We start from the raw sequence: 23,232 nt of genomic DNA, 5'->3' as shown, positions 1-23,232 counted from the left end.
CCATGTGCATGCTCAGCCGGTATGAACTTCCCGTAGCGCCTCGACCAGGCGCTGAACGACATCCGGCCGCGCCCGCCCAAGCTGGATCAGCTCGGCTCCCGTGACGGCCCGCTCCACGCCGAGCGACGGCAATGTGATGCCGCGGCGCGCCAGTTCCTCGCGCAGTGAGCGTGCGACGTCCTCGGAGTCAGAGTGCGGCATACAGCTCACCCGCCTCCCGTGGCAGGACGACCCACACCTTGCTCCCGTACAGCGGCGGGCCCAACTCCGCCAGTCCGCAGATGCCGCCGCACGCGGCGGTGATCATGTCCAGCAGGGACAGCGCCTCCCGTCGCCGTTCCCGGCACAAGGGGGCGGCGGACGCCGGGTGTGTGGGGTGTTCGTCGAAGACGACGAGTCTCAGGACGCCGAAGCGCCACCGCATCGAGAGGTGGAGACCGCGGTCCGGCGTGAAGGAGTTGGCGTGGGCGAGCAGTTCGGAGACGGCGAACGTGCCGAGTTCGGCGAGTTCGGCCAAGCCGTGGTCGCGCAGCACCTGCCGCACGAGTGTGCGGGCGGGTCTGACGCAGTAGGCGCCGCCGGGCAGGCCGACGGAGTAGTTGAAGGTGGCCGGGGACGGCCGGGCGGCCGCCTCCGGACCCGGCGGGTCCGGCAGGAAGACAGTGCTGTTGCTCATGCGCGTTCACTCCAAGCGCGATGGCGAGTGCGGCGTTCGGTACGCGGACGATGTGCCGGTGGCTTGCCTCCCTGGGCGTGGCACACCCTCCCCAGGGAAGTGAGGGCACGCGCACGCGGTGCACTTCCGGCTTCAGCCGCGTGTGAGCGGTGCATCACCGACTGTAGGGGGCGAGAACCAGCCAGACAACCTTGTCTGGAAAGACAACCCTGTCGGTGGACGGGGTGGCACTCGGCGCGGCATGCTGCGCACAGATCGCGAGGAGGTCGGATGCCGTCGAGGAGTCATCCCACACAGAGGCAGCGGCGCCTGGGCCTTGAGTTGCGCAAGCTGCGCGAGGCGGCGGGGATGAGTGCGCAAGAGGCCGGTGCTCTCGTCAACATCAAGGCTTACCAGGTCAGCCACCTGGAGGCAGGGCGCGTGGGCATCACTCCCGGCCGCCTGCGGACGCTGGTGTGCAACTACGGCTGCTCGAACCAGGGCTTCGTCGATGCACTGGTGGCTCTGACCGACGAACGGGACAAGGGGTGGTGGGAGGAGTACCGAGGCGCCCTACCACCGGGCTACCTGGACATCGCCGAGCTCGAACACCACACGCGCCGGATGCGTACTTCTTCGAGCGTGCACATCCCCGGCCTGCTGCAGACAGAGGAGCACGCGCGCGCCATCTTCGACGAGGCGATCCAGCCGCTGCCGGCCGACGAGGTGGAACTTCGGGTCGCTCACCGCCTGAGGCGACAAGCAGTGCTGCGCCAACCCGATCCCCCTCGGTTCGAAGCGTTCATTCACGAGGCTGCGCTGCGGATGCAGTTCGGCGGACGGAGAGCAGCGGCCAACCAGCTGAACCATCTGCTGGGGGTGAGCGAGCAAGAGAACGTCTGGATCCGGGTCCTGCCGTTCGCGGCCGGCGGTTTCCCGGGAGCCGGGCAGACCATCTTCTACGCCCACGGGGCGGTCCCGCAGCTGGACACGGTTCAGCTGGACGCCGCTCACACAACGGTCTTCCTCACAGCTGACCAGCATCTCGAGAACTACCGAGGTCTGTTCAAGAGGGCGGAGCACAAGGCCCTTTCTCCGGAGAAGTCCCGCGAGATGATCCATGCGATCGCGAAGGAAGTCTGAGAGGCAGCGAATGTCCGAGATCACTTGGCAAGCCCCGTACTGCGCGGGCGGCGGCAACGCCTGTATCCAGATAGGCCACACCACCGACGGCACCCCCGTGCTGAGAGAAACCGCCCGCCCCGGCGAACTGGTCGTCACGACACCTGGCGCCCTGCGCGACTTCGTGGAGGCCGCCAAGCGCGGCGACCTCGACCATCTGCTCTAGTCGAGGAAGGGCACGGGACGGGGGACCACCCGCCAGCCGAAGAGGGCGGCAGTGGCGGTGGGAGACCCGTGCGCAACCAGTTCTCGGGCCGCGCGCACCGTGATCCAGGCGCACACCACCCACGACGGCGCGCACCCCCTTGGGGACGGTCGGTGCGCAACACCGGAACCCGGCAACATCGGGCAGGTCCATTGCCGGTGCACAGGGGAGACCCCCACCCACGGGTTCGTCGTGGTCCAGGTCGACAGGGAGGAGCCGGGGCCGATCCTGCGCCGCACTCGCACCGGCCGATCAGGGCATTCGCACGTCGGTGCAGCCGTGATTCCTGGCGGATTCCTCGGCGAAGGCCTTGAGCGCGGCGTGGGCGAATTCGGAGTCGGGGGAGCGGTTCGTCCACACGGGGGCCGTGATCACGTAGAGGGATCGTTCCTTGTCCCGGGGGCAGGCCGCGGTGGCGTAGCCGTAACGGGCTCCTTCCCCGAATCCGGAATCCCCGGCCAGGTCGCGTTCGCTGCCGTGGCGGGGGCCGTTCGCGAAGTTCCCGTACAGGGCGGTGAGCCGGTAGAGCCCCATTCCCTCGGCATTGCGCAGGTAGCAGTCCTCCGCCGGGGTGTCCGGATCGGTCGGTGCCTCCGCCACCGAGACGGCACCGGCCTTCTTCGCCGGTTCCGCATCGCGCACGACGACCGCGCACGTCCCCTTGGTCTGGGTGAGCGGCACCGGGTGCCGGACCGGGTCCGGTGAGATCCGCTCAACAGGTTTCCCGGGCTGGGACGCGCAGTCGTAGTGCTGTGCCGCGGAACGTGCGGCGCTGGTGGCCAGCCGGGCGACGTTCCGTCGCTGATCGGGATCCTTCGTGTTCTCCCGGGTGTGCAGGTTGACGATGAGGCTCTCGCCGCGTTTGTTGCTGCAGGCGAGCTCCACGGCCCCGTAGAGTTCCCCGTCGTCCGAGACCACGGCGCCGTGCCAGCCGTTGCCGACGGGAACCGCCGCGATCCTGGGGTCCTTGACGAACCGGTGCCGCAGTGCGGTAGCAGCGGCTGTCATCCGGGATCCCCAGTGGACGTCCACATCGACCGCCTGACCGCTGATCCGGTCCTTGACCCGGCAGATCGTGATGCGGCCGGTCTCGCCATCCGTGAGGAGGTCCGGTTGGCCGGCACCTCCTCGTAGGGCGTCGCTGCCCAGCGCCGCGCGTACCTCGCCGGCGTCGAGCGCACCGTCACAGGCCTCGGCCAAAGACCTGCCGTCGCTCCAGCGGTCGTACGCCCCGGAGAAGTAGAACCAGCCCGCGGAGATCAGTACCACAGCGCATATCAGGGCCACCGATGCGGTGACCGCACGTCGTCGGTTCACTTTACTTTTCCCGGTCCAAGGAGATGAAGGCTTCGTCCCGAGCGCTGTTGTGCCGCTCCTGGCCGGATCCGACCAGGTGGCGTATGACCCCTTCGTTGGGGTCGTGTCCGTTCACCCTGCCCCATTCGACGACGAGGCTGTCGACTTGGCGCTGGCCGTGGTTGAACTTGGCGCGGTTCTCCGCGCCGGCGGCGGCACTGGCCTCACTGATCTGTTCCTTCGTCCACTCGTACATGGTGAAGTCGGTGATCCGGTTGAGGGCGTCGGCTCCCACCTTCACGCCCTTGGGCATGGGGACGCCCTCGGCGACGTCAGCCGGGATGAAGTTCAGCAGAGCACCCGAGGTACCCGTCACGGCGTGGCTCACGTCTCTCGCCCATTGGATTGCCTTGTCCCGTTTGTCGAAGACGACGTCGGAGCTGATTCCGTCGTAGAAGCCGTAGGCGGACGACGCTGCTTCGATGACTGCGGCACGGGTGTCGGGATCACCGTTGAAGGGGACCCTCGACAAGGTGTCCGCGGCGTATTGGCGTTCGGCGTTGTACATGCGGGCGAATGCGGCAGGGTCGTCCGCCACGCCGCGCATGACCCGTACGAGGTCGTCCTTGCCGACAGCCATGTGGACGACGCCGCCGTCCTCCCAGACCTTGCCTTCCTCGCCGGAGACCTTGTAGTCCTCGCGGGTGCGGGAAAGGATCTGGTGCGTGTCACCGGTGTAGTCGGCGAGCATGTTGCCCAGCGGGCTGCGCAGGTTCGCCGGCAGCTTGTCGCCGTGGCCGTCCGAATTGAGTACTCGGATCGTGTCGTGCATGACCCGGGCCTGGGCCTCGGTGTGTCCGCCGAGTGTGTGCTTGGTGCCCGGTTCGTGGCCCGTTGCGGCGGCTTCCAGCGCCGCACCCAGGCCCGCCTTGCTCGTCGGGTCGTCCATGAACATGAGCGCCCCGGGGCCGTTGAGGGCGATCCGCGGCCACTCCCGTTCCTTCAGCAAGTACTTGAGGTGCCCGTTCTTCCCGTCCGTGCCGGGGTCGAGGAAGGACGTGGCGGCGTCCGGGGTTCTGCTCATGACGCCGAGCAGATGGTCGAGGGGGTCGCTCGCGACGCCGGCGCGGGGGGCCGTCCACTGGGTCCAGATTCCCTCGTGCTTCTTCTCGGTGGCGATGATGTCGTCGCCCAGGTCGTTGAGGAACGTTCCGCTGTAGCGGCCCTTCCCCTGTTCCATCAGGCCCACGAACGTCTGGTAGCCGTACAGGGGGTCCGTCTTCTTGCCGAAGTTCTTCTCGCCTGCGCTCCGCAGGCCCTCGCGCCATTTGCCGTAGAACGACGAGCGCGGGTCCGCTGTGGCGGTGGCGATGGTTCCGGCGATGCCGGATTCGATGTTCAGATAGGTGCGCTGGTGGCCCTTGTCGCTGTCGTAGGCCAGGCCGTTCAGCTTGTTGGCCAGCTCGATCGTGCCGTCCGGGCCGATGTTGTCCAGGAACGTCCGGCTCGACTGCTCGTCGTGGCCCACGTCCCGTAGGAGCCACTGCATTTCGTTGAGTTCCTGGGTGCTGAGGTGCTTCCCCGACCGGAGCTTGTCGGCCAGGTTCGTCGCCTCCCGGACCTCGACCTTCTCGATGTCGCCCTCGGCGTTGGCGTTGAAGCCGCCCAGGCCGTCCAGGGGAGTGGTGTCCTGTACGGCAGCCGTCAGGGCCAGTTTCACGCCCTGGTCCGCGTCGTCGAAGGCCTGGACGAACTCGGCTATGTGCCGGGTCCAGGACGCTTCCGCCTCGGCGATCTTCGCGCTCTGGGCGCGGTAGTCCGGGTCGTGGGTGGCCGCCGGATCGTTGCGCACCGTCGCCGTGGCACGGCCCTGGTCGTCGATCTTCATGTCGGCCTTCTCGGCCTCGGCCACCGCCGCCTTCAGCTTCCCTCGTAGCTCCGTGAAGTGCGTGTGCGCGTCCCGCAGCAGCGAGGCGATCGCACGGGCCTCCTTGGCCGCCGACGCGAGCTCCGTGTGCGTCTGCTGCATGCTCGGCTGGGCGACGATGTGGGCCTGGCCGCTCCAGGAGCCGTCCGTGGTGATGCTTTTGACGTCGCTGTCGTAGGTCTTGAGGACCGAGTCGAACTTCTTCGCCGCCGCGTCCCACTGTTCCGCCGCGGTCGTCAACAGGCCCAGGTCCGCTGTCAGGACCTGGTGGTACGTGAGCATGGTTACGGTTCGTCCCCTCAGTGCCCGGAGCCGGGGCTCTGCGGCGCGGCAGGCAGCGGCCTCAGCAGCCCGAACTGGCCGCCCAGCTGCAGGTCCGCCCCCGTCAGCAGGTGGTGCGTCTGGCTCAGTGCCGACTTCTCCGCGGCCAGACGGGACTGGAGGGACTTCACGGACGCGCGCCAGCCCTTCAGGGCCTCGGTGATGCCGGCGCCGGTCGCCCAGTCGTGGAAGCCCTTGGCCGCCGCCTCCGACGTCTCGTCCATCAGCTTGCCGGCCGCCTGCGTGTCCGGCTCCACGTGCTGCTCCAGCGCGGAGACCGCCGCCTTCTTCTTCGCGGCCGACGTCTTCAGGTCGGGAGCTCCGACCGGTCCCGGTACGCCGTTCAATCGCATCCGCGACTGCGCTTCCGCGCGCAAACCGGCCCACTCTTCCTCGAACGTCACGATGTCCAACCCCCGTGTACGACAACAAACATTCGCGCGTTCGAACCTAACAAGGGTGGCGCCCGTGGGGCACCACCCTTGTGGATCTCTTGGCTGATTCCTGTCCGCCTCGCGGTCGGCCGGCGGCCCCTCAGCTGCCCGGCAGCGGCGGAATCACCCCGAGCTGCTGCAGGAACGACAGCATGTCTTTGTCCGACCACTTCTCCACCAGCCTGCCGCCCTCGATGCGGTGGATCACCGTCGCCGTCATCCTCAGGGCGTTGCCCGTCGCCGGGATGTCCGGCAGGTCGCCCTCGTGGGTGCCGCGGCAGAGCAGGCGGGTGACGACCTTGTCGTCCTCGGCCACCTGGTCCTGGATCTCGTGTGTGCCCGGCGTCGCTTCCCAGAACAGGCGGAACGCCCGTTTCAGGCCCGCACGGCCCGGGCCGAGGCCCGGGAGTGGCGGGGGAGAGTGGTCGACGTAGTCCTCCGCGACCAGCTCGTCCAGGGCGTCGATGTTGCCCCGGTCGATCTCCGCGTAGAAGCGGCGGACCAGTCTCTTGTTGTCCTCGGGCGACGTACCGTTCACACGCGCAGTATCGGTTTCCGGCGCCCCGCGCCCCGGTGACGCGCCCGGAGCCGGCCCCGCCGTCACCCCTCCGCCGTCAGTCCGCCGTCACTCCTCCGCCGTCAGTCCCTCGTCAGTCCGCCGTCACCTCCGGCAGCCATCCCACCTGCACCAGCGGCGTCCCGCGCTTGCGGGAGACGAAGACGCCGCGGCCCGGGGGCATCGGGCGGGGGCGGACGCCGCCGAGGAGGTCGCCCTCGGCGGGGTCGCCGGACAGGACGATGCCCTGGGCGCCGAGTTCCTTGATCCGCTGCATGAAGGATTCGAACATCGAGCGCGAGGCGCCCGCCGAGTTGCGGGCGATGACGAACCGTATGCCGATGTCCCGGGCGAAGGGCAGGTTCTCCGTCAGGACGGACAGCGGGTTGCCGCTGCCGGCGGCCACGAGCTCGTAGTCGTCGACGAAGAAGAAGAACCGCGGGCCGGTCCACCAGCTGCGATCGCGCAGCTGCTGCGGCGTGACGTCGGACTTGGGCGCGCGTCGCTGCATCAGGCCGTTGAGGGCCTCCGCGTGGACGGTCAGGGCCGAGGCGAGGGGCGCGTACTCCAGCAGGTGGGTCTCGGGGACGGCGCCCAGCAGCGAGCGCCGGTAGTCGCCGACGACGATCTTCGCCTCGTCCGGTCCGTACCGTTCGGCGATCTGCTTGGCCAGCAGCCGCAGCACGGCCGTCTTGCCGGACTCGCTCTCGCCGAGGACGAGGAAGAAGGGGTCGGTCTCGAAGTCGACGAAGACCGGCTCCAGCGCCGTCTCGTCGATGCCGATGGCCACACCCCGCTCCGGGAACTCGAAGCCCTTGGGCAGCTCGTCGGCGCGCAGCGTGCGCGGCAGGAGGCGTACGCGCGGTGCGTGCGGGCCGGTCCAGGCGGCGTCGACGGCCGCGACCAGGGCGGCGGTGGCGTCCGTCATGGTGGCGGGGTCGTCGCCGCCGTCGATGCGCGGCTGGCCGGCCATGAAGTGCAGCTTCTCCGGCAGCTGGCCGCGGCCGGGCACGCCGGCGGGCACGTTCGCGGCGACCTTGCGGTCGAACTCGGAGTCCATGGTGTCGCCCAGGCGCAGTTCGAGGCGGCCCAGCAGCTGGTCCTTCAGGGCGGGGCGGACCTCCATGTTGCGGGAGGCGGTCACCACGACGTGGATGCCGTAGCCCAGGCCCCGGGAGGCGATGTCCGCGACGACGCCCTCGAAGAGCTCGTACTCCTGCTTGAACGCGGCCCAGCCGTCGATGAGCAGGAAGACGTCGCCCCAGCCCTGGTCGGCGAAGTCGCCGGCCGCGCGGCGGCGCCGGTAGGTGGCGACGGAGTCGATGCCGTGCGCCCGGAAGTACTCCTCGCGGCGGGCGAGGATGCCCGCGACCTCGGCGACGGTACGGCGTACGCGTTCGGGGTCGAGGCGGGAGGCGACGCCGCCGACGTGGGGGAGCCCGGCGATCGCGCTCATGCCGCCGCCACCGAAGTCCAGGCCGTAGAACTGCACCTCGGCGGGCGTGTGCGTGAGCGCGAAGGACGCGACCAGCGTGCGCAGCAGCGTGGACTTGCCCGAGCGCGGGCCGCCGACGACCAGCATGTGGCCGGCCGCCCCGGAGAAGTCGCGGTAGAGCACGTCGCGTCGCTGCTCGAAGGGCTTGTCGACCACGCCGAGCGGCACCACGAGCTGGCCCTGGCGCGGGTACTCCGGCGCGGTCAGCCCGCGGCCCGGGGTCTCGGCGAGGGCGGGCAGCAGCTGGTCGAGGGAGGGCGCCTTGTCCAGCGGCGGCAGCCACACCTGGTGGGCGGGCGGGCCCTGGCCCTCCAGCCGGCGCACGACGACGTCGAGGACGGTGTCGGGCATCGAGTCGGGGGAGCCCTCGTCCGCCCGGGTCGGCTCGGCTGGCGGCGCGGCGTACGTCACGGGCACGGGCGCCGCGGTGAACAGCACCGGCCGCCGCTCGACGGGCAGGTCCCCGCCCTCGGCCGCGCCGGCGGCGGCGGTGCGGTACGGGCCGGAGACGTAGGCGGCCTTGAACCGCGTCATCTCGTCCGTGCCGAACTTCAGGTAGCCCGAGCCGGGCACGGTCGGCAGGTGGTACGCGTCCGGCACGCCCAGTGCCGTACGGGACTCGGCGGCGGAGAAGGTGCGCAGGCCGATGCGGTACGACAGGTACGTCTCCAGGCCGCGCAGCCGGCCCTCCTCCAGGCGCTGCGAGGCCAGCAGCAGGTGCACGCCCAGCGACCGGCCGATGCGGCCGATCTGGATGAACATGTCGATGAAGTCGGGCTTGGCCGTCAGCAGCTCGCTGAACTCGTCGATCACCAGGACGAGCGAGGCCAGCGGCTCCAGGGGCGCGCCCGCGGCCCGGGCCTTCTCGTAGTCGTGCATGTTGGCGTAGTTGCCGGCGGACTTCAGCAGCTCCTGGCGGCGCTGCAGCTCGCCGGTGATGGAGTCGCGCATGCGGTCGACGAGCGTGAGGTCGTCCGCGAGGTTGGTGATGACGGCGGCGACGTGCGGCAGGCCGGACATGCCGGCGAAGGTCGCGCCGCCCTTGAAGTCGGCGAGGACGAAGTTCAGCGACTCCGAGGAGTGGGTCACCGCGAGCCCCAGCACCAGCGTGCGCAGCAGCTCGGACTTGCCCGAACCGGTCGCGCCGACGCACAGGCCGTGCGGGCCCATGCCGTCCTGCGCGGCCTCCTTCAGGTCGAGCATGACCGGCGAGCCGTCCTCGCCGACCCCGATCGGCACCCGCAGCCGCTCGGCCGGGGTGCGCGGGCGCCAGGTGCGCGCGACCTCCACCGAACCGGCGTCGCCCAGGGCCAGCAGGTCGGTGAAGTCGCAGTTGGCCAGCAGCGGCTCGTCCTCGTCGCCGCCGCCCGGGCGCAGCGGGGCCAGCTGCCGGGCCAGGGCCTCGGCGACCTCGGGCGCGAGCACGTCGGGCACCCCCTCGTACACCGCGACCTGCGAGTGCAGCCGCAGCGCACCGGGGCGTACGGTCACGGCGAGGCCGCCGCGCAGCTCGTCGAGCTCGCCGGGGACGACCTCGATGACGGTGACGCCCTGCAGGCCCTCGGGCGCGGCCAGGACCGAGCCGGCCGGCACCGCGACGCCCTCCAGCACCACCACCACGTGCGGCTGCTCCAGCAGCGGGCGGCCCTCCCGGCTGAAGCGGGGGCGGCCCTCCAGGCGCGGGGCCAGCAGCTCCTCCAGCTCGACGAGGTCGTCGCCGAGCAGCCGCCGGGTGCCGGCGCCGTCGACGGTGCCGGGCAGCTGGACGTGAGGCAGCCACTTCGCCCAGTCCCAGTGGTCCGCGCCGCGGCGGGCGGCGACCGCGATCACCAGATCCTCCGGGGAGTGCAGCGCGGCCAGCTGGGCCACGAGCGCCCGTGCGGTGCCGTGCACCGTCTCCGGCTCCCCGGAGAGGGTGACGTGGTAGAAGGCGCGCAGCGACACCGCCATCGGCAGCCCGTCGAGGGACCCGTGGACGGCCAGGAAGCGCTGCATCGCACCGGCCGTGAGCGGCTCCAGTTCGTCTATGGGCGCCGTCTCGGGGGCGATCAGCGGGGTGGCCAGCTGCTGCGGGCCCAGGCCCACGCGCACCTGCGCGAAGTCGTCGTCGCCGGGGCGGCGCTCCCACACACGACTGCCCTCGGCGACCACGGACCACAGCTGGTCGGGCGCGGGGTGCAGGTACAGCTGCGCATCGCGCTGCGCGCGCGCCGTGCGCTGCACCGCGCGCCGGGTCTGCGCGAGATAGCGCAGGTAGTCGCGGCGCGCGTCGGCCAGCTGGCCCTGGGAGCCCTGGCGATGCCGCACGATCATCGCGACCGTCATGCCGAGCGTCGAACACATCATCAGGACGCCCATGATCTTCATCATGGGATGGGCGCCGGGCATGAAGAAGTAGACCATCGACGAAGCCATGCCCAAGGTGGGCAGCAGCTGCATCAGGATGCCTTCCTGACGGCCGCGCGGCAGCTCGGGCGGCGTCTCCAGCCGCACTTCGGCGCTCGGCGGCTCCGGCGGCAGCGCCCGCGGCGGGCGTTTGACGACGACCTGGCTCACGAAGCGGCTCAACCCCTTAGGCCCGAGAGGCCGGTTGCACACCCGGCACCCCTGTGGAGCCGGTCCTCCCCTCGCGCGACCGGAAGATCCTATCGGCGTACGCACCCGGCGACGCACGGACGTTCGCCCCCGGTAGGGTGACCAGCCCCGAGACGAAGCGTCCGCACCGCCAGACAGATCAGGGGGCACATCAGGGTGAGCACGCCCGCCACGACCGGCTTCTGCAGGGTCACCGTCGTCGCACCGGACAGCCGCATCGACGTCGCACTGCCCGAGGACCTCCCCGTCGCCGACGTCCACCCGGAGATCCTGCGGCTCACCGGCCAGACGCAGCCTCCCGGCACCCCCACCGGCTACCACCTCGTACGCCGCGACGGCACCGTGCTGGACGCTTCGCGCACGCTGGCCGCGCAGCGCGTGGTGGACGGCGAGATCCTCGCCCTGCGGCCGTTCGCCGAGTCGCTGCCGCCGGCCGTCCACGACGACGTCTCCGACGCCGTCGCCGCGGCCGTCACCCGCGACCGGGCCCTGTGGGACACCCGGCTGCTGCGCGGCGCCGGGCTCCTGGCCGGGGCGCTGCTGCTGGTGCTCACCGGCTTCGCGCTGTGGTGCGCCGACCCCGTCCGCCACGACATGCACGGCCTGCCGGGCATCGTCGCCGCCGCCGTCGCCCTGACCCTCGTCGCCCTCGCGGGCGTACGGGCCCGGGTCTACCGCGACGGGGGCTCGGCCGTCGCCCTGGGCCTGGCCGCCGTACCCCACCTACTGATCGCCGGCTCCGGCATCCTCGGCCCCGCCGCGGGCGAGGGCACCGGCCGCCTGCAGTTCCTGCTGGGCTGCGCCACCGTGCTGGTCGCCTCCGTCGTCCTGACCGCCCTGACCCCCGCGGGAGACGCCCCCTTCGTCGCCACCGTCGTGGCCTCCGCCACCGGCGTCCTGGCCACCTTCGGGGCGATCCTCACCGGTGCCGCGCCCGCCGGGGTCGCCGCCGTGTGCGCCGTGACGGCGATCGGCGCCCTCGCCTTCCTGCCCGCCCTCTCCGCCCGCGTCGCCCGGCTGCCCGTCGGCTACGCCGCCCCGCGCGCGGCGGCCGCCGACGACCTCGACGCCCCCCGCGGCGCCGCCGGCGGCGAGCCGGTGGACGCCGAGCGCATCGCGGCACAGGCCCGCCGGGGCCACGAGCTGCTGCTGGGCCTGGTCGGCGGCTGCGCGGTCGTGGTGACCGGTGCCGGCGCGGTGCTCGCCTTCTCCTCGGGCCCCTGGGCCCGGGCCCTGGCCCTGGCCGCGGGGCTCGCCATGCTGCTGCGGGCCCGCCTCTTCCGCTACACCGCGCAGGTCGCCGCCGTCCTCGGTGCGGGCCTGGCCGCGCTGGCCCTGCTCGTCCTGGGCCTGGCCCTGAATCCGCCCGCGGGCTCCTCCGACGTCCGCACGATCTGGCTGACGGCCGCCGTCGCCGCCGTCGCGGCCCTGTTCACCGGCGTCGGGCTGATCGTCCCCCGCAAGGGTCTGTCACCCTTTTGGGGGAGGGTCTCGGACGTGGCCGAGAGCGTTTTCCTGCTCTCCCTCGTGCCGCTGTGCCTCGCGGTGCTGGACGTCTACGCCACCGCACGCGGCCTGACCGGCGGCTGAGCCGCCCCGGGGCCGGGGCCGGCCGGTGGGCTGGTAGTGTGTCCGGTGGCCGTTTGTGTACGCGCCTCCGGATCGCCCTCGGGGCCCTGGGGGCAGCGCCCAGCGGACCTCGCCTCCCGAGTAACGGAAGCTCCCCTGAGATTAAGACCAGGGGCACTCGGTGGCCGAAAACAGACTCGAGAAGGAGTACCGCGTGTCGCTCGACGCCGCTACGAAGAAGCAGATCATGGCCGAGTTCGCCACCAAGGAGGGCGACACCGGTTCCCCCGAGGTCCAGGTCGCGCTGCTCACCCGCCGCATCACCGACCTGACCGAGCACCTCAAGATGCACAAGCACGACCACCACTCCCGTCGTGGTCTGCTGATCCTGGTCGGCCAGCGTCGCCGCCTGCTGCAGTACCTGGCCAAGAAGGACATCCAGCGCTTCCGTGCCCTGGTCGACCGCCTCGGCATCCGCCGCGGCGCCGCCGGCGCCAAGTAAGACGCCATGGAGGGAGCGGTTCCCACACACTGGGGGCCGCTCCCTTCGCGTATGTCGGACCCGGGCGCGTACGCCGGCCCCGCCTCTCGCGGGCACGCCGGAAGGAGCGCACTCGGCGCTGTGAGGAGCAGCGCGGGGCCGAACCTTTGTAGTCTGGTCCCACAACGGCATACCGAACAACACACCTGACGAGGAGGGTCGCCGGCTCTCCGCCGGTCCTCGGTAGTGGCCCCCGGAACAGGGAATTCCGGGTGCTTCGATCGAAGACCGGCCCCCGCAAGAGCACGCGGCACCCTCCGCCACCGTCCCCGCCACACGGGCAGGGACGCGACTGAGGAGACACCCCTGGTGGAGAACGAGACCCACTACGCCGAGGCCGTCATCGACAACGGCGCCTTCGGCACCCGCACGATCCGCTTCGAGACGGGCCGCCTGGCCCGCCAGGCCGCCGGCTCCGCCGTGGCCTACCTGGACGACGACACCATGGTGCTGTCGGCGACCACCGCCTCCAAGAAGCCCAAGGACCAGCTCGACTTCTTCCCCCTGACGGTGGACGTCGAGGAGCGGATGTACGCAGCCGGCAAGATCCCCGGCTCCTTCTTCCGCCGTGAGGGCCGCCCGTCCGAGGACGCGATCCTCACCTGCCGCCTGATCGACCGCCCGCTGCGCCCGTCCTTCAAGAAGGGCCTGCGCAACGAGATCCAGGTCGTCGCGACGATCATGGCGCTCAACCCCGACCACCTGTACGACGTGGTCGCCATCAACGCCGCCTCCGCCTCCACCCAGCTCGCGGGCCTGCCCTTCTCCGGCCCCATCGGCGGTGTGCGCGTGGCCCTGATCAAGGGCCAGTGGGTCGCCTTCCCGACGCACACCGAGCTCGAGGACGCCGTCTTCGACATGGTCGTCGCCGGTCGCGTCCTGGAGGACGGCGACGTCGCGATCATGATGGTCGAGGCCGAGGCCACCGAGAAGACCGTCAAGATGGTCGAGGACGGTGCCGAGGCGCCGACCGAGGAGGTCGTCGCCGCCGGTCTGGAGGCCGCCAAGCCCTTCATCAAGGTGCTGTGCAAGGCCCAGGCCGACCTCGCCGCCAAGGCCGCCAAGCCGGTCGGCGAGTTCCCGATCTTCCTGGACTACCAGGACGACGTCCTCGCCGCCCTCACCGAGGCCGTGCGCGGCGAGCTCGCCCAGGCGCTGACCATCGCGGGCAAGCAGGAGCGCGAGGCCGAGCTCGACCGCGTCAAGGAGCTCGCCGCCGAGAAGCTGCTGCCGCAGTTCGAGGGCCGCGAGAAGGAGATCTCCGCCGCTTACCGCTCCCTGACCAAGACCCTGGTCCGTGAGCGCGTGATCAAGGAGAAGAAGCGCATCGACGGCCGCGGTGTCACCGACATCCGCACCCTGGCCGCCGAGGTCGAGGCCATCCCGCGCGTGCACGGCTCGGCGCTGTTCGAGCGTGGCGAGACCCAGATCCTGGGCGTCACCACGCTGAACATGCTCCGTATGGAGCAGCAGCTCGACACCCTCTCGCCGGTGACGCGCAAGCGCTACATGCACAACTACAACTTCCCGCCGTACTCCACCGGTGAGACCGGCCGCGTCGGCTCCCCCAAGCGCCGCGAGATCGGCCACGGCGCCCTCGCCGAGCGCGCCCTGATCCCCGTGCTGCCCACGCGCGAGGAGTTCCCCTACGCCATCCGCCAGGTCTCCGAGGCGCTGGGCTCCAACGGCTCGACCTCCATGGGCTCGGTCTGCGCCTCCACCATGTCGCTGCTGAACGCCGGTGTGCCCCTGAAGGCCCCGGTCGCCGGCATCGCCATGGGCCTGATCTCCCAGGAGATCGAGGGCGAGACCCACTACGTCACCCTCACCGACATCCTCGGTGCGGAGGACGCCTTCGGCGACATGGACTTCAAGGTCGCCGGTACGAAGGACTTCGTCACCGCCCTGCAGCTCGACACCAAGCTGGACGGCATCCCGGCCTCCGTGCTCGCCGCGGCCCTCAAGCAGGCCCGTGACGCGCGCCTGCACATCCTCGACGTGATGATGGAGGCCATCGACCGTCCGGACGAGATGTCCCCGCACGCCCCGCGGATCATCACCGTCAAGATCCCGGTGGACAAGATCGGTGAGGTCATCGGCCCCAAGGGCAAGATGATCAACCAGATCCAGGAGGACACCGGCGCCGAGATCACGATCGAGGACGACGGCACCATCTACATCGGTGCCGCCGACGGCCCCTCCGCCGAGGCCGCCCGCGCCACGATCAACGGCATCGCCAACCCGACCATGCCGGAGGTCGGCGAGCGCTACCTGGGCACGGTCGTCAAGACCACCACCTTCGGTGCCTTCGTCTCCCTGCTCCCGGGCAAGGACGGCCTGCTGCACATCTCGCAGATCCGCAAGCTCGCCGGTGGCAAGCGCGTGGAGAACGTCGAGGACGTGCTCGGCGTGGGCAGCAAGGTCCAGGTCGAGATCGCCGAGATCGACCAGCGCGGCAAGCTCTCCCTCGTCCCCGTCATCGAGGACGAGAACACCGACGACGCCAAGGACGAGTCCGACAAGTGACGTCCCGCAGCACGCGGAAGACGGCCCGCCCCTCCTCGGAGGGGCGGGCCGTCGCCCGTACCCAAACACTCCTCAAGGGCGTGAACGGCATCGGCACCGTGCGCCGCACCACCCTTCCGGGTGGTCTGCGCGTGGTCACCGAGACCCTGCCGTCCGTGCGCTCGGCCACTTTCGGTATCTGGGCGGGCGTCGGCTCCCGCGACGAGACCCCGGTGCTCAACGGCGCCACGCACTACCTGGAGCACCTGCTCTTCAAGGGCACGGCCAAGCGCAGCGCGCTGGACATCTCCGCGGCCATCGACGCCGTCGGCGGCGAGATGAACGCCTTCACGGCCAAGGAGTACACCTGCTACTACGCGCGGGTGCTCGACACCGACCTGCCGCTGGCCATCGACGTGGTCTGCGACATGCTCACCGGCTCGCTGATCGACGCGGCCGACGTCGACGCCGAGCGCGGGGTGATCCTCGAAGAGATCGCCATGACCGAGGACGACCCCGGCGACTGCGTGCACGACCTGTTCGCGCACACCATGCTGGGCGACACCCCCCTCGGCCGCCCGGTCCTGGGCACGGTCGACACGATCAACGCGCTCACCCGCGACCAGATCGCCCGCTTCTACAAGCGGCACTACGACCCCACCCACCTCGTCGTGGCCGCCGCCGGCAACGTCGACCACGCCAAGGTCGTCCGCCAGGTCCGCGCCGCCTTCGAGAAGGCCGGCGCCCTGAGCCGTACGGACGCGGTGCCCATCGCCCCCCGCACCGGCAGCCGGACCATCCGCACCGCCGGCCGCGTGGAGGTGCTCGGCCGCAAGACCGAGCAGGCGCACGTCGTCCTCGGCATGCCGGGCCTGTCCCGCACCGACGAGCGCCGCTGGGCGCTCGGCGTGCTCAACACCGCCCTCGGCGGCGGCATGAGCTCGCGGCTGTTCCAGGAGGTGCGCGAGAAGCGCGGCCTGGCCTACTCCGTGTACTCCTACACCTCCGGCTTCGCCGACTGCGGCCTCTTCGGCGTCTACGCCGGCTGCCGCCCCGGCCAGGTCCACGACGTGCTGCGGATCTGCCGCGAGGAGCTGGACAAGGTCGCCGCCGACGGCCTGAGCGACGAGGAGATCTCCCGCGCCATCGGCCAGCTCTCCGGCTCCACCGTGCTCGGCCTGGAGGACACCGGCGCGCTGATGAACCGCATCGGCAAGAGCGAGCTGTGCTGGGGCGACCAGATGTCCGTCGACGACATGCTGGCCCGCATAGCCGCGGTCACCCCGGACGAGATCCGCCAGGTGGCACGCGATGTACTGGGGCAGCGTCCTTCGCTGTCGGTCATCGGCCCGCTGAAGGACAAGCAGGCCGCGCGCCTGCACGAAGCCGTTTCGTGATCTGGTCGATCCAGGGGAAGCAGGGACGATGAGCAAGCTGCGCGTCGCCGTCATCGGCGCGAAGGGCCGCATCGGCTCCGAGGCCGTACGGGCCGTGGAAGCCGCCGAGGACATGGAGCTGGTGGCCGCGCTCGGGCGGGGCGACGACCTGGGGGCGCTCACCGACGCCGGCGCACAGGTCGCCGTCGAGCTGACGCACCCGGACTCGGTGATGACCAACCTCGAGTTCTGCGTGCGCAACGGCATCCACGGCGTCGTCGGCACCACCGGCTGGACCGAGGACCGGCTCGCGCAGCTGCGCTCGTGGCTGGCGGACTCGCCCGCCACCGGCGTGCTCATCGCCCCCAACTTCTCCATCGGCGCGGTGCTGACCATGGCCTTCGCCCAGCAGGCCGCCCGCTTCTTCGAGTCCGTCGAGGTCGTCGAGCTGCACCACCCGAACAAGGCCGACGCCCCCTCGGGCACGGCCACCCGCACCGCCCAGCTCATCGCCGCCGCCCGGCGCGAGGCGGGCTGCGCCCCGCAGCCGGACGCCACCACCACCGCCCTCGACGGCGCCCGCGGCGCGGACGTCGACGGGATCCCGGTGCACTCGGTGCGCCTGCGCGGGCTACTGGCCCACCAGGAGGTGCTGCTCGGCGACACCGGCGAGACGCTCACCATCCGCCACGACTCCCTGCACCACAGCTGCTTCATGCCCGGCATCCTGCTCGGCGCGCGGCGCGTGGTGTCCACCCCCGGCCTGACCTTCGGGCTGGAAAACTTCCTGGATCTGGGCTGAGCACCGTGCGCGCAAAGGTCGTCTACAGTGCCCTGGCCGCCGTCCTGGTCGTCTACCTCGTCCTGGTCGGCAGCCGGGGAGTACTGCTGATCGAACAGGGCACGCCCGTCACCGTCGCCTTCGGGCTGGCGGTGCTCGTGCTGCCGTTCATCGGCGCGTGGTTCCTCTACCGCACCACCAAGTTCGCCCGGGACGCGGGCCGGCTGGCGCGCGAGCTGGAGACCGAGGGCGGTCTCCCGGTCGACGAGCTGGTGCGCACCCCCGGCGGCCGCATCGACCGGGACTCGGCCGACGAGGTCTTCGCCCGCCGCCGGGCCGAGACCGAGCAGGCCCCCGAGGACTGGCGCTCGTGGTTCCGCCTGGCCGTGGCCTACCACGACGCCCGGGACACCCCCCGGGCCCGCAAGGCCATGCAGCGCGCGATCGCCCTGCACGATGGCAGGCCGGTGCGGGCGTAGGGCTTGTTCCGGCGCCCCGTAAGGGGCGCGGGGCCGTGTCGATGTGCGGCTGCCGCCGCGTGGGCGCGATCAGCCGGCGACGGCCCGCAGCTGACATACCACTCCGGGATCCGGGCAATCTGCCGGCACGTCGTGGCCTATCGCGCAGTTCCCCGCGCCCCTTACGGGGGCGCACCGCATGGCGAGGACCGGCGCTCAGCCGCGGAGCTCGGTCACCCAGGCGCGGGTCGCGGCGACGGCCGTGGTGAAGGCCTGCGGGCGGCCGAGGAAGTCGGTGCCCTGGTCGGCGACCAGGACCGGCAGCGGCTCGCCCTGGGCACGGTGGACCACCAGGGCCTGCCCCTCGACCGTACCGAGCACGCCCAGCCGCCGTACGGGCTGTGGGACGACGCGGATGTCGCCGACCTCGGCCCACGGCAGCGTCGTGCCGGACAGCAGCCGCTGCTGGCGCAGCCCCTCGGCGCCGACCCAGATGCCCGCCCGCACCAGCCGCACCGCCAGCATCACCAGCACGGTGGCGAGCACGAGGCACACGGCGGCGACGATCAGGGCCCCTGCGAGGGCGGTGATCAGGGTCGCGAGCATCAGCCCGGCGGCCGGCAGGAGCAGCAACGCCGCACCACCGACCCGCAGGGGCCCCGGCTGGTACGGACGACGCCAGCGCCGGCGGTCCTCGTAGAGGTCCTCCGGCGCCGACGGTCTCGCTTCTTGGGCTGCCGACTCGGCGGCAGCCAGGTTGGACAGGGGCACAGAGGATCCTCACTCGAGCACATTCGAACTTGCGTGCCGCGTGAGGTTACCCGCCGTGCCCCCGGTGGGGATCAGCGGCCCGCGTTGGCCTCGGACTTCTGCGAGTGGTGGGTGTTCTGCGGACCCGTCTCAAGTGACGGCATCCCGAACAGCAGCGCCCCGACCAGCCCCGCGGCCACCGTCAGCCCCACCAGCGTGCGGCCGGCTATCTCCACACGGCTGGCGCGATCTCGGGGCGGCGGCGTGACGTTGCTGCGGTAACGCTCGGCCTCGGCGACGAAGGCGAACGGCACGGGCTCTCGCCGGCGGAACATGTTGGGCTCTCCTAGGAACCTCGATGTGGGCTGTCACAGGGATAGACGCGCGAAGAGCCGCACAGGTGCCCGTTTTCCGTAACTTCTGTGAAAAATATCAACTGGAATCCCGGCGCCCGCTGTGGCAAGGGGCCGGCGGGACCGATGGCCACCGGCTGTCAGTGGCGGCCCGTAGTCTTGGCGGCGGTTCGAGAAACGCACATGGAAGGACCCCGCCGGTGACCGACACCCCCGACGTCGTCAAGGACGCCAAGCCGACGTTCCGCAGCGACGTGACCGTCGAGCTGGTCAAGCACAGCGCCGCCGACACGGACGTGCTGTGGGCGGCTCGTGTCTCCACCGCCGGTGAGCAGTCCCTGGAGGAGATCACCAAGGACCCCGAGCGCTCCAAGGGCCTGATCAACTACCTGATGCGCGACCGGCACGGCAGCCCGTTCGAGCACAACTCGATGACCTTCTTCATCAGCGCGCCGATCTTCGTCTTCCGCGAGTTCATGCGCCACCGTGTGGGCTGGTCCTACAACGAGGAGTCGGGCCGCTACCGGGAGCTGCAGCCGGTCTTCTACGTGCCGGGCGAGTCCCGCAAGCTGGTGCAGGAGGGCCGCCCGGGCAAGTACGTCTTCGTCCAGGGCACCGACGAGCAGCACGAGCTGACCGGCCGGGTCATGGAGGACAGCTACCGCCAGGCGTACGAGGCCTACCAGGAGATGCTGGACGCCGGCGTCGCCCGCGAGGTCGCCCGTGCGGTCCTGCCCGTCGGCCTGTACTCCTCGATGTACGCCACCTGCAACGCCCGCTCGCTGATGCACTTCCTCGGCCTGCGCACCCAGCACGAGCTGGCCAAGGTCCCCTCGTTCCCGCAGCGGGAGATCGAGATGGTGGGCGAGAAGATGGAGGCGGCGTGGGCGCAGCTCATGCCGCTCACCTACGAGGCCTTCAACAAGAACGGCCGCGTCGCCCCCTGAGGCACGCCCGGCGAGCCCGGCCACGCACGGTGACATCCCGCTGCGTGGCCCAGCGAGCCAGGTGTCCGTATTGCGGCGTTTAACCACCTTCATCTAGGCTGAAAAAACGGACCCGGCACTGCTTGAACCCCCGAGCAGGCAGTGCCGGGATCCCTTAGGCGCTCCCCGAGGGGGCACCTCACGGTGAGCAACGAGTAGCGTGACCCCCATGGCTCCGACCTCCACACCGCAGACGCCCTTCGGGCGGGTACTGACCGCCATGGTCACGCCCTTCACGGCCGAGGGCACCCTCGACCTCGACGGCGCCCAGCGCCTCGCCACCCACCTCGTCGACGCAGGCAACGACGGCCTGGTCGTCAACGGCACCACCGGTGAGTCCCCGACCACCAGCGATGCGGAGAAAGCACAGCTCGTCCGGGCCGTGGTCGAGGCCGTCGGCGACCGGGCCCACGTCGTTGCCGGAGCCGGCACCAACGACACCCGCCACAGCACCGAGCTCGCCCGCGCGGCCGAGCAGGCGGGCGCCCACGGCATCCTGGCCGTGACCCCGTACTACAACAAGCCCCCGCAGGAGGGGCTCGTCCGCCACTTCACGGCGATCGCGGACGCCACCGAGCTGCCCGTGATGCTCTACGACATCCCCGGCCGCTCGGGCGTGCCCATCGAGACCGACACCCTGGTCCGCCTGGCCGAGCACCCGCGCATCGTCGCCAACAAGGACGCCAAGGGCGACCTCGCGGGCGCGAGCTGGACCATGGCCCGCACGGACCTGGCGTGGTACTCCGGCGACGACATGCTGAACCTGCCGCTGCTGTCCGTCGGCGCGGTCGGCTTCGTCTCCGTCGTCGGCCACCTCGTCACCCCCGAGCTGCGCGCCCTGCTGGAGGCCTACACCGCGGGCGATGTCGCCAAGGCGACCGAAATCCACCGCAGGCTGCTGCCGGTCTACACCGGCATCTTCCGCACCCAGGGCGTCATCACCACCAAGGCCGCCCTCGCCCTGCAGGGCCTGCCCGCCGGCCCGCTGCGGCTGCCGCTGGTCGAGCTCACCGACGAGCAGACCCGCCGGCTGACGAGCGATCTCGCCGCGGGCGGGGTACAGCTCTAACACCAAGACTTCACAACTGAACATCGACGATCACTCATGATCGAAAACGACAACTGCAAGTGCACCAAGGTCACGCGCGCCATGTGTCCCATGGACATGTGGCGTGCGTGGTGAGGAGAGTCTTTTGAGCCACCCGCACCCTGAACTCGGCCCCCCGCCGAAGCTTCCCGAGGGCGGCCTGCGCGTCACCCCGCTCGGCGGCCTGGGAGAGATCGGCCGCAACATGACCGTCTTCGAGTACGGCGGTCGCCTGCTGATCGTCGACTGCGGAGTGCTTTTCCCCGAGGAGGAGCAGCCCGGAGTCGATCTGATCCTGCCGGACTTCTCGTCCATCCGGGACCGCCTCGACGACATCGACGGCATCGTGCTCACGCACGGTCACGAGGACCACATCGGCGGCGTCCCCTACCTGCTCCGCGAGAAGCCGGACATCCCGCTGATCGGCTCCAAGCTGACCCTCGCACTCATCGAGGCCAAGCTCCAGGAGCACCGCATCCGCCCCTACACCCTCGAGGTCGCCGAGGGCGACCGCGAGCGCCTGGGCCCCTTCGACTGCGAGTTCATCGCCGTCAACCACTCCATCCCCGACGCCCTGGCCGTCGCCATCCGCACCCCCGCCGGCATGGCGGTGCACACCGGCGACTTCAAGATGGACCAGCTCCCGCTGGACCGCCGGCTCACCGACCTGCCGACCTTCGCCCGGCTCGGCGAGGAGGGCATCGACCTGCTGCTCGTGGACTCCACGAACGCCGAGGTCCCCGGCTTCGTCCCGCCCGAGCGCGACATCTCCGGCGTCCTGCGCCAGGTGTTCGCGGGCGCCCAGAAGCGCATCATCGTGGCCAGCTTCGCCAGCCACGTCCACCGCATCCAGCAGATCCTGGACGCCGCGCACGAGTACGGCCGGCGGGTCGCCTTCGTCGGCCGCTCGATGGTCCGCAACATGGGCATCGCCCGCGACCTGGGCTACCTGCGGATCCCGGCGGGTCTCGTCGTCGACGTCAAGACGCTCGACGACCTGCCCGACGACGAGGTCGTGCTGGTCTGCACGGGCTCCCAGGGCGAGCCGATGGCCGCGCTGTCCCGTATGGCCAACCGCGACCACCAGATCCGCATCGTCCAGGGCGACACCGTCATCCTGGCGTCGTCCCTCATCCCCGGCAACGAGAACGCGGTCTACCGCGTGATCAACGGCCTGACCCGCTGGGGCGCCAACGTCGTGCACAAGGGCAACGCCCGCGTCCACGTCTCCGGGCACGCCTCGGCCGGCGAACTGCTGTACTTCTACAACATCTGCAAGCCCAGGAACCTGATGCCGGTGCACGGCGAATGGCGCCACCTGCGGGCCAATGCGGAGCTCGGTGCCCTGACCGGCATCCCCAAGGACCACATCGTCATCGCCGAGGACGGCGTGGTCGTCGACCTCGTCGGCGGCAAGGCGAAGATCGTCGGCAAGGTCCAGGCGGGCTACGTGTACGTGGACGGCCTCTCGGTCGGCGACGTCACCGAGGCCTCCCTCAAGGACCGCCGCATCCTCGGCGACGAGGGCATCATCTCCGTCTTCGTCGTGGTCGACAGCACCACCGGCAAGGTCGTCAGCGGCCCGCAGATCCAGGCCCGCGGCTCCGGCATCGACGACGCGGAATTCGCGGCCGTGGTCCCGAAGATCGAGGAGGCCATCGCCAGGGCCGCCGCCGACGGCGTCGCCGAGCCCCACCAGCTGCAGCAGCTGGTGCGCCGCTCGGTCGGCAAGTGGGTCTCCGACAGCTACCGCCGACGCCCGATGATCCTCCCCGTCGTCGTGGAGGTCTGACCCCCCGTCAGCGTACGGACGGCCGCCCCGGTCCCGATTTGCATCCGGGTGCGGCCGTCCAGTACGTTTACGACTCCGCCGCGACGGGAAGAGCGAGCGCCTCCGGGTGCACGATCGACTCCCGGTCAGCGGAGGGAAAATCCGATGATAAAGTCGGAACCCCGCTCCAACAGGGGGCCGGAAACGAATTCCGAACCGGAAACGGAACGGAAAACGGATCTGGTAAGGTTGGAAACACCGAAGGGAAGCGCCCGGAGGAAAGCCCCAGTAAATAACACTGCGGGTGAGTACGAAGGAAGCGTCCGTTCCTTGAGAACTCAACAGCGTGCCAAAAGTCAACGCCAGATATGTTGACACCCCGTCCATCT

Annotated in this window: 20 protein-coding genes; 11 read left to right on the top strand and 9 right to left on the bottom strand. The window is 70.7% G+C overall.

The annotated features are described in order from the left end of the window. Nucleotides 1-12: 12 nt before the first annotated feature. Together AB0K17_RS18735 and AB0K17_RS18730 are read right to left on the bottom strand one after the other, a co-directional pair. Nucleotides 13-201, bottom strand: coding sequence for a hypothetical protein (locus tag AB0K17_RS18735; protein ID WP_365983574.1), 189 nt, complete (start codon nt 199-201; stop codon nt 13-15). Then, on the bottom strand, nt 188-676 hold the full coding sequence (locus tag AB0K17_RS18730) for an ATP-binding protein (RefSeq protein WP_365967518.1): 489 nt from the start codon (nt 674-676) through the stop codon (nt 188-190). The genes AB0K17_RS18735 and AB0K17_RS18730 overlap by 14 nt, the downstream gene beginning before the upstream one ends. 270 nt (nt 677-946) lie before the next feature. On the opposite strand from AB0K17_RS18730, the gene AB0K17_RS18725 reads away from it, so the two are divergent. Both AB0K17_RS18725 and AB0K17_RS18720 read left to right on the top strand, forming a co-directional pair. Continuing rightward, on the top strand, nt 947-1,798 hold the full coding sequence (locus tag AB0K17_RS18725; RefSeq protein ID WP_365983573.1) for a helix-turn-helix transcriptional regulator: 852 nt from the start codon (nt 947-949) through the stop codon (nt 1,796-1,798). Nucleotides 1,799-1,808: 10 nt separating this feature from the next. Next, complete coding sequence (locus AB0K17_RS18720; protein ID WP_365967520.1) at nt 1,809-2,003, top strand: DUF397 domain-containing protein; 195 nt, start codon at nt 1,809-1,811, stop codon at nt 2,001-2,003. 291 nt (nt 2,004-2,294) lie between these two features. On the opposite strand, the gene AB0K17_RS18715 is transcribed toward AB0K17_RS18720, so the two are convergent. The 5 genes from AB0K17_RS18715 to eccCa form a co-directional block, all read right to left on the bottom strand. Further along, nucleotides 2,295-3,359 carry a hypothetical protein gene (locus AB0K17_RS18715; RefSeq protein ID WP_365967521.1) on the bottom strand — a complete coding sequence of 355 codons (1,065 nt, stop codon included), beginning with the start codon at nt 3,357-3,359 and terminating at the stop codon, nt 2,295-2,297. 1 nt (nt 3,360) lies between these two features. Next, nucleotides 3,361-5,547, bottom strand: a complete 2,187-nt coding sequence (locus AB0K17_RS18710; RefSeq protein WP_365983572.1) for a hypothetical protein — start codon at nt 5,545-5,547, stop codon at nt 3,361-3,363. A gap of 17 nt (nt 5,548-5,564) precedes the next feature. Beyond that, complete coding sequence (locus tag AB0K17_RS18705) at nt 5,565-5,939, bottom strand: hypothetical protein (protein WP_365983571.1); 375 nt, start codon at nt 5,937-5,939, stop codon at nt 5,565-5,567. 181 nt (nt 5,940-6,120) lie between these two features. Next, the gene (locus tag AB0K17_RS18700) at nt 6,121-6,558 is read right to left on the bottom strand and encodes an ester cyclase (RefSeq protein ID WP_365983570.1); all 438 of its coding nucleotides are present in this window, start codon (nt 6,556-6,558) and stop codon (nt 6,121-6,123) included. Between the two features lie 112 nt (nt 6,559-6,670). Further along, nucleotides 6,671-10,627 carry a type VII secretion protein EccCa gene (gene eccCa / locus AB0K17_RS18695; protein ID WP_365983569.1) on the bottom strand — a complete coding sequence of 1,319 codons (3,957 nt, stop codon included), beginning with the start codon at nt 10,625-10,627 and terminating at the stop codon, nt 6,671-6,673. A 195-nt stretch (nt 10,628-10,822) separates the two neighbouring features. Here eccCa and eccD point away from each other — a divergent pair, with 195 nt between their 5' ends. From eccD to AB0K17_RS18665, 6 genes are all read left to right on the top strand, one after another. Continuing rightward, nucleotides 10,823-12,256: a type VII secretion integral membrane protein EccD gene (eccD, locus tag AB0K17_RS18690; protein WP_365983568.1), complete on the top strand. Its 1,434-nt coding sequence runs from the start codon at nt 10,823-10,825 to the stop codon at nt 12,254-12,256. A gap of 193 nt (nt 12,257-12,449) precedes the next feature. After that, on the top strand, nt 12,450-12,737 hold the full coding sequence (gene rpsO / locus AB0K17_RS18685) for a 30S ribosomal protein S15 (protein WP_365967536.1): 288 nt from the start codon (nt 12,450-12,452) through the stop codon (nt 12,735-12,737). A 348-nt stretch (nt 12,738-13,085) separates the two neighbouring features. Next, a complete protein-coding gene (locus tag AB0K17_RS18680) occupies nt 13,086-15,302 on the top strand; it encodes a polyribonucleotide nucleotidyltransferase (protein WP_344439794.1) in 2,217 nt (738 codons plus the stop codon). Continuing rightward, entirely contained in the window at nt 15,299-16,678 is a 1,380-nt protein-coding gene (locus tag AB0K17_RS18675; protein WP_365967527.1) for a pitrilysin family protein, read from the top strand. Before AB0K17_RS18680 ends, AB0K17_RS18675 begins: the two co-directional genes overlap by 4 nt. A gap of 28 nt (nt 16,679-16,706) precedes the next feature. Further along, nucleotides 16,707-17,459 carry a 4-hydroxy-tetrahydrodipicolinate reductase gene (dapB, locus tag AB0K17_RS18670; RefSeq protein ID WP_365967529.1) on the top strand — a complete coding sequence of 251 codons (753 nt, stop codon included), beginning with the start codon at nt 16,707-16,709 and terminating at the stop codon, nt 17,457-17,459. A gap of 5 nt (nt 17,460-17,464) precedes the next feature. After that, complete coding sequence (locus AB0K17_RS18665) at nt 17,465-17,917, top strand: hypothetical protein (protein ID WP_365967531.1); 453 nt, start codon at nt 17,465-17,467, stop codon at nt 17,915-17,917. 195 nt (nt 17,918-18,112) lie between these two features. On the opposite strand, the gene AB0K17_RS18660 is transcribed toward AB0K17_RS18665, so the two are convergent. Together AB0K17_RS18660 and AB0K17_RS18655 are read right to left on the bottom strand one after the other, a co-directional pair. Further along, a complete protein-coding gene (locus tag AB0K17_RS18660; protein WP_365967532.1) occupies nt 18,113-18,667 on the bottom strand; it encodes a hypothetical protein in 555 nt (184 codons plus the stop codon). A gap of 71 nt (nt 18,668-18,738) precedes the next feature. Further along, a complete protein-coding gene (locus tag AB0K17_RS18655) occupies nt 18,739-18,981 on the bottom strand; it encodes a hypothetical protein (protein WP_344439802.1) in 243 nt (80 codons plus the stop codon). A 218-nt stretch (nt 18,982-19,199) separates the two neighbouring features. On the opposite strand from AB0K17_RS18655, the gene thyX reads away from it, so the two are divergent. The 3 genes from thyX to AB0K17_RS18640 all read left to right on the top strand — a co-directional run bounded on the left by thyX (nt 19,200) and on the right by AB0K17_RS18640 (nt 22,864). Continuing rightward, a complete protein-coding gene (gene thyX / locus AB0K17_RS18650) occupies nt 19,200-19,946 on the top strand; it encodes an FAD-dependent thymidylate synthase (protein ID WP_344439804.1) in 747 nt (248 codons plus the stop codon). 208 nt (nt 19,947-20,154) lie between these two features. Next, nucleotides 20,155-21,054 carry a 4-hydroxy-tetrahydrodipicolinate synthase gene (gene dapA, locus AB0K17_RS18645; protein WP_365967533.1) on the top strand — a complete coding sequence of 300 codons (900 nt, stop codon included), beginning with the start codon at nt 20,155-20,157 and terminating at the stop codon, nt 21,052-21,054. Nucleotides 21,055-21,178: 124 nt separating this feature from the next. Next, nucleotides 21,179-22,864, top strand: coding sequence for a ribonuclease J (locus AB0K17_RS18640; protein ID WP_365967534.1), 1,686 nt, complete (start codon nt 21,179-21,181; stop codon nt 22,862-22,864). Nucleotides 22,865-23,232 lie beyond the last annotated feature (368 nt).

Source organism: Streptomyces sp. NPDC049585 (genome assembly GCF_040675615.1).
Lineage (GTDB): Bacteria > Actinomycetota > Actinomycetes > Streptomycetales > Streptomycetaceae > Streptomyces > Streptomyces luteosporeus.
Note: the sequence above shows the minus strand (reverse complement) of the source record. Positions and strands in the feature narration are given on the sequence as shown.

Excerpts from the sequence above, each read along its gene's own strand:
- AB0K17_RS18705 (WP_365983571.1), bottom strand. The coding sequence starts at position 5,939 with ATGCGATTGAACGGCGTACCGGGACCGGTCGGAGCTCCCGACCTGAAG.
- AB0K17_RS18725 (WP_365983573.1), top strand. The coding sequence starts at position 947 with ATGCCGTCGAGGAGTCATCCCACACAGAGGCAGCGGCGCCTGGGCCTT.
- AB0K17_RS18710 (WP_365983572.1), bottom strand. The coding sequence starts at position 5,547 with ATGCTCACGTACCACCAGGTCCTGACAGCGGACCTGGGCCTGTTGACG.
- AB0K17_RS18720 (WP_365967520.1), top strand. The coding sequence starts at position 1,809 with ATGTCCGAGATCACTTGGCAAGCCCCGTACTGCGCGGGCGGCGGCAAC.
- AB0K17_RS18730 (WP_365967518.1), bottom strand. The coding sequence starts at position 676 with ATGAGCAACAGCACTGTCTTCCTGCCGGACCCGCCGGGTCCGGAGGCG.
- dapA (WP_365967533.1), top strand. The coding sequence starts at position 20,155 with ATGGCTCCGACCTCCACACCGCAGACGCCCTTCGGGCGGGTACTGACC.
- AB0K17_RS18655 (WP_344439802.1), bottom strand. The coding sequence starts at position 18,981 with ATGTTCCGCCGGCGAGAGCCCGTGCCGTTCGCCTTCGTCGCCGAGGCC.
- dapB (WP_365967529.1), top strand. The coding sequence starts at position 16,707 with ATGAGCAAGCTGCGCGTCGCCGTCATCGGCGCGAAGGGCCGCATCGGC.
- AB0K17_RS18735 (WP_365983574.1), bottom strand. The coding sequence starts at position 201 with ATGCCGCACTCTGACTCCGAGGACGTCGCACGCTCACTGCGCGAGGAA.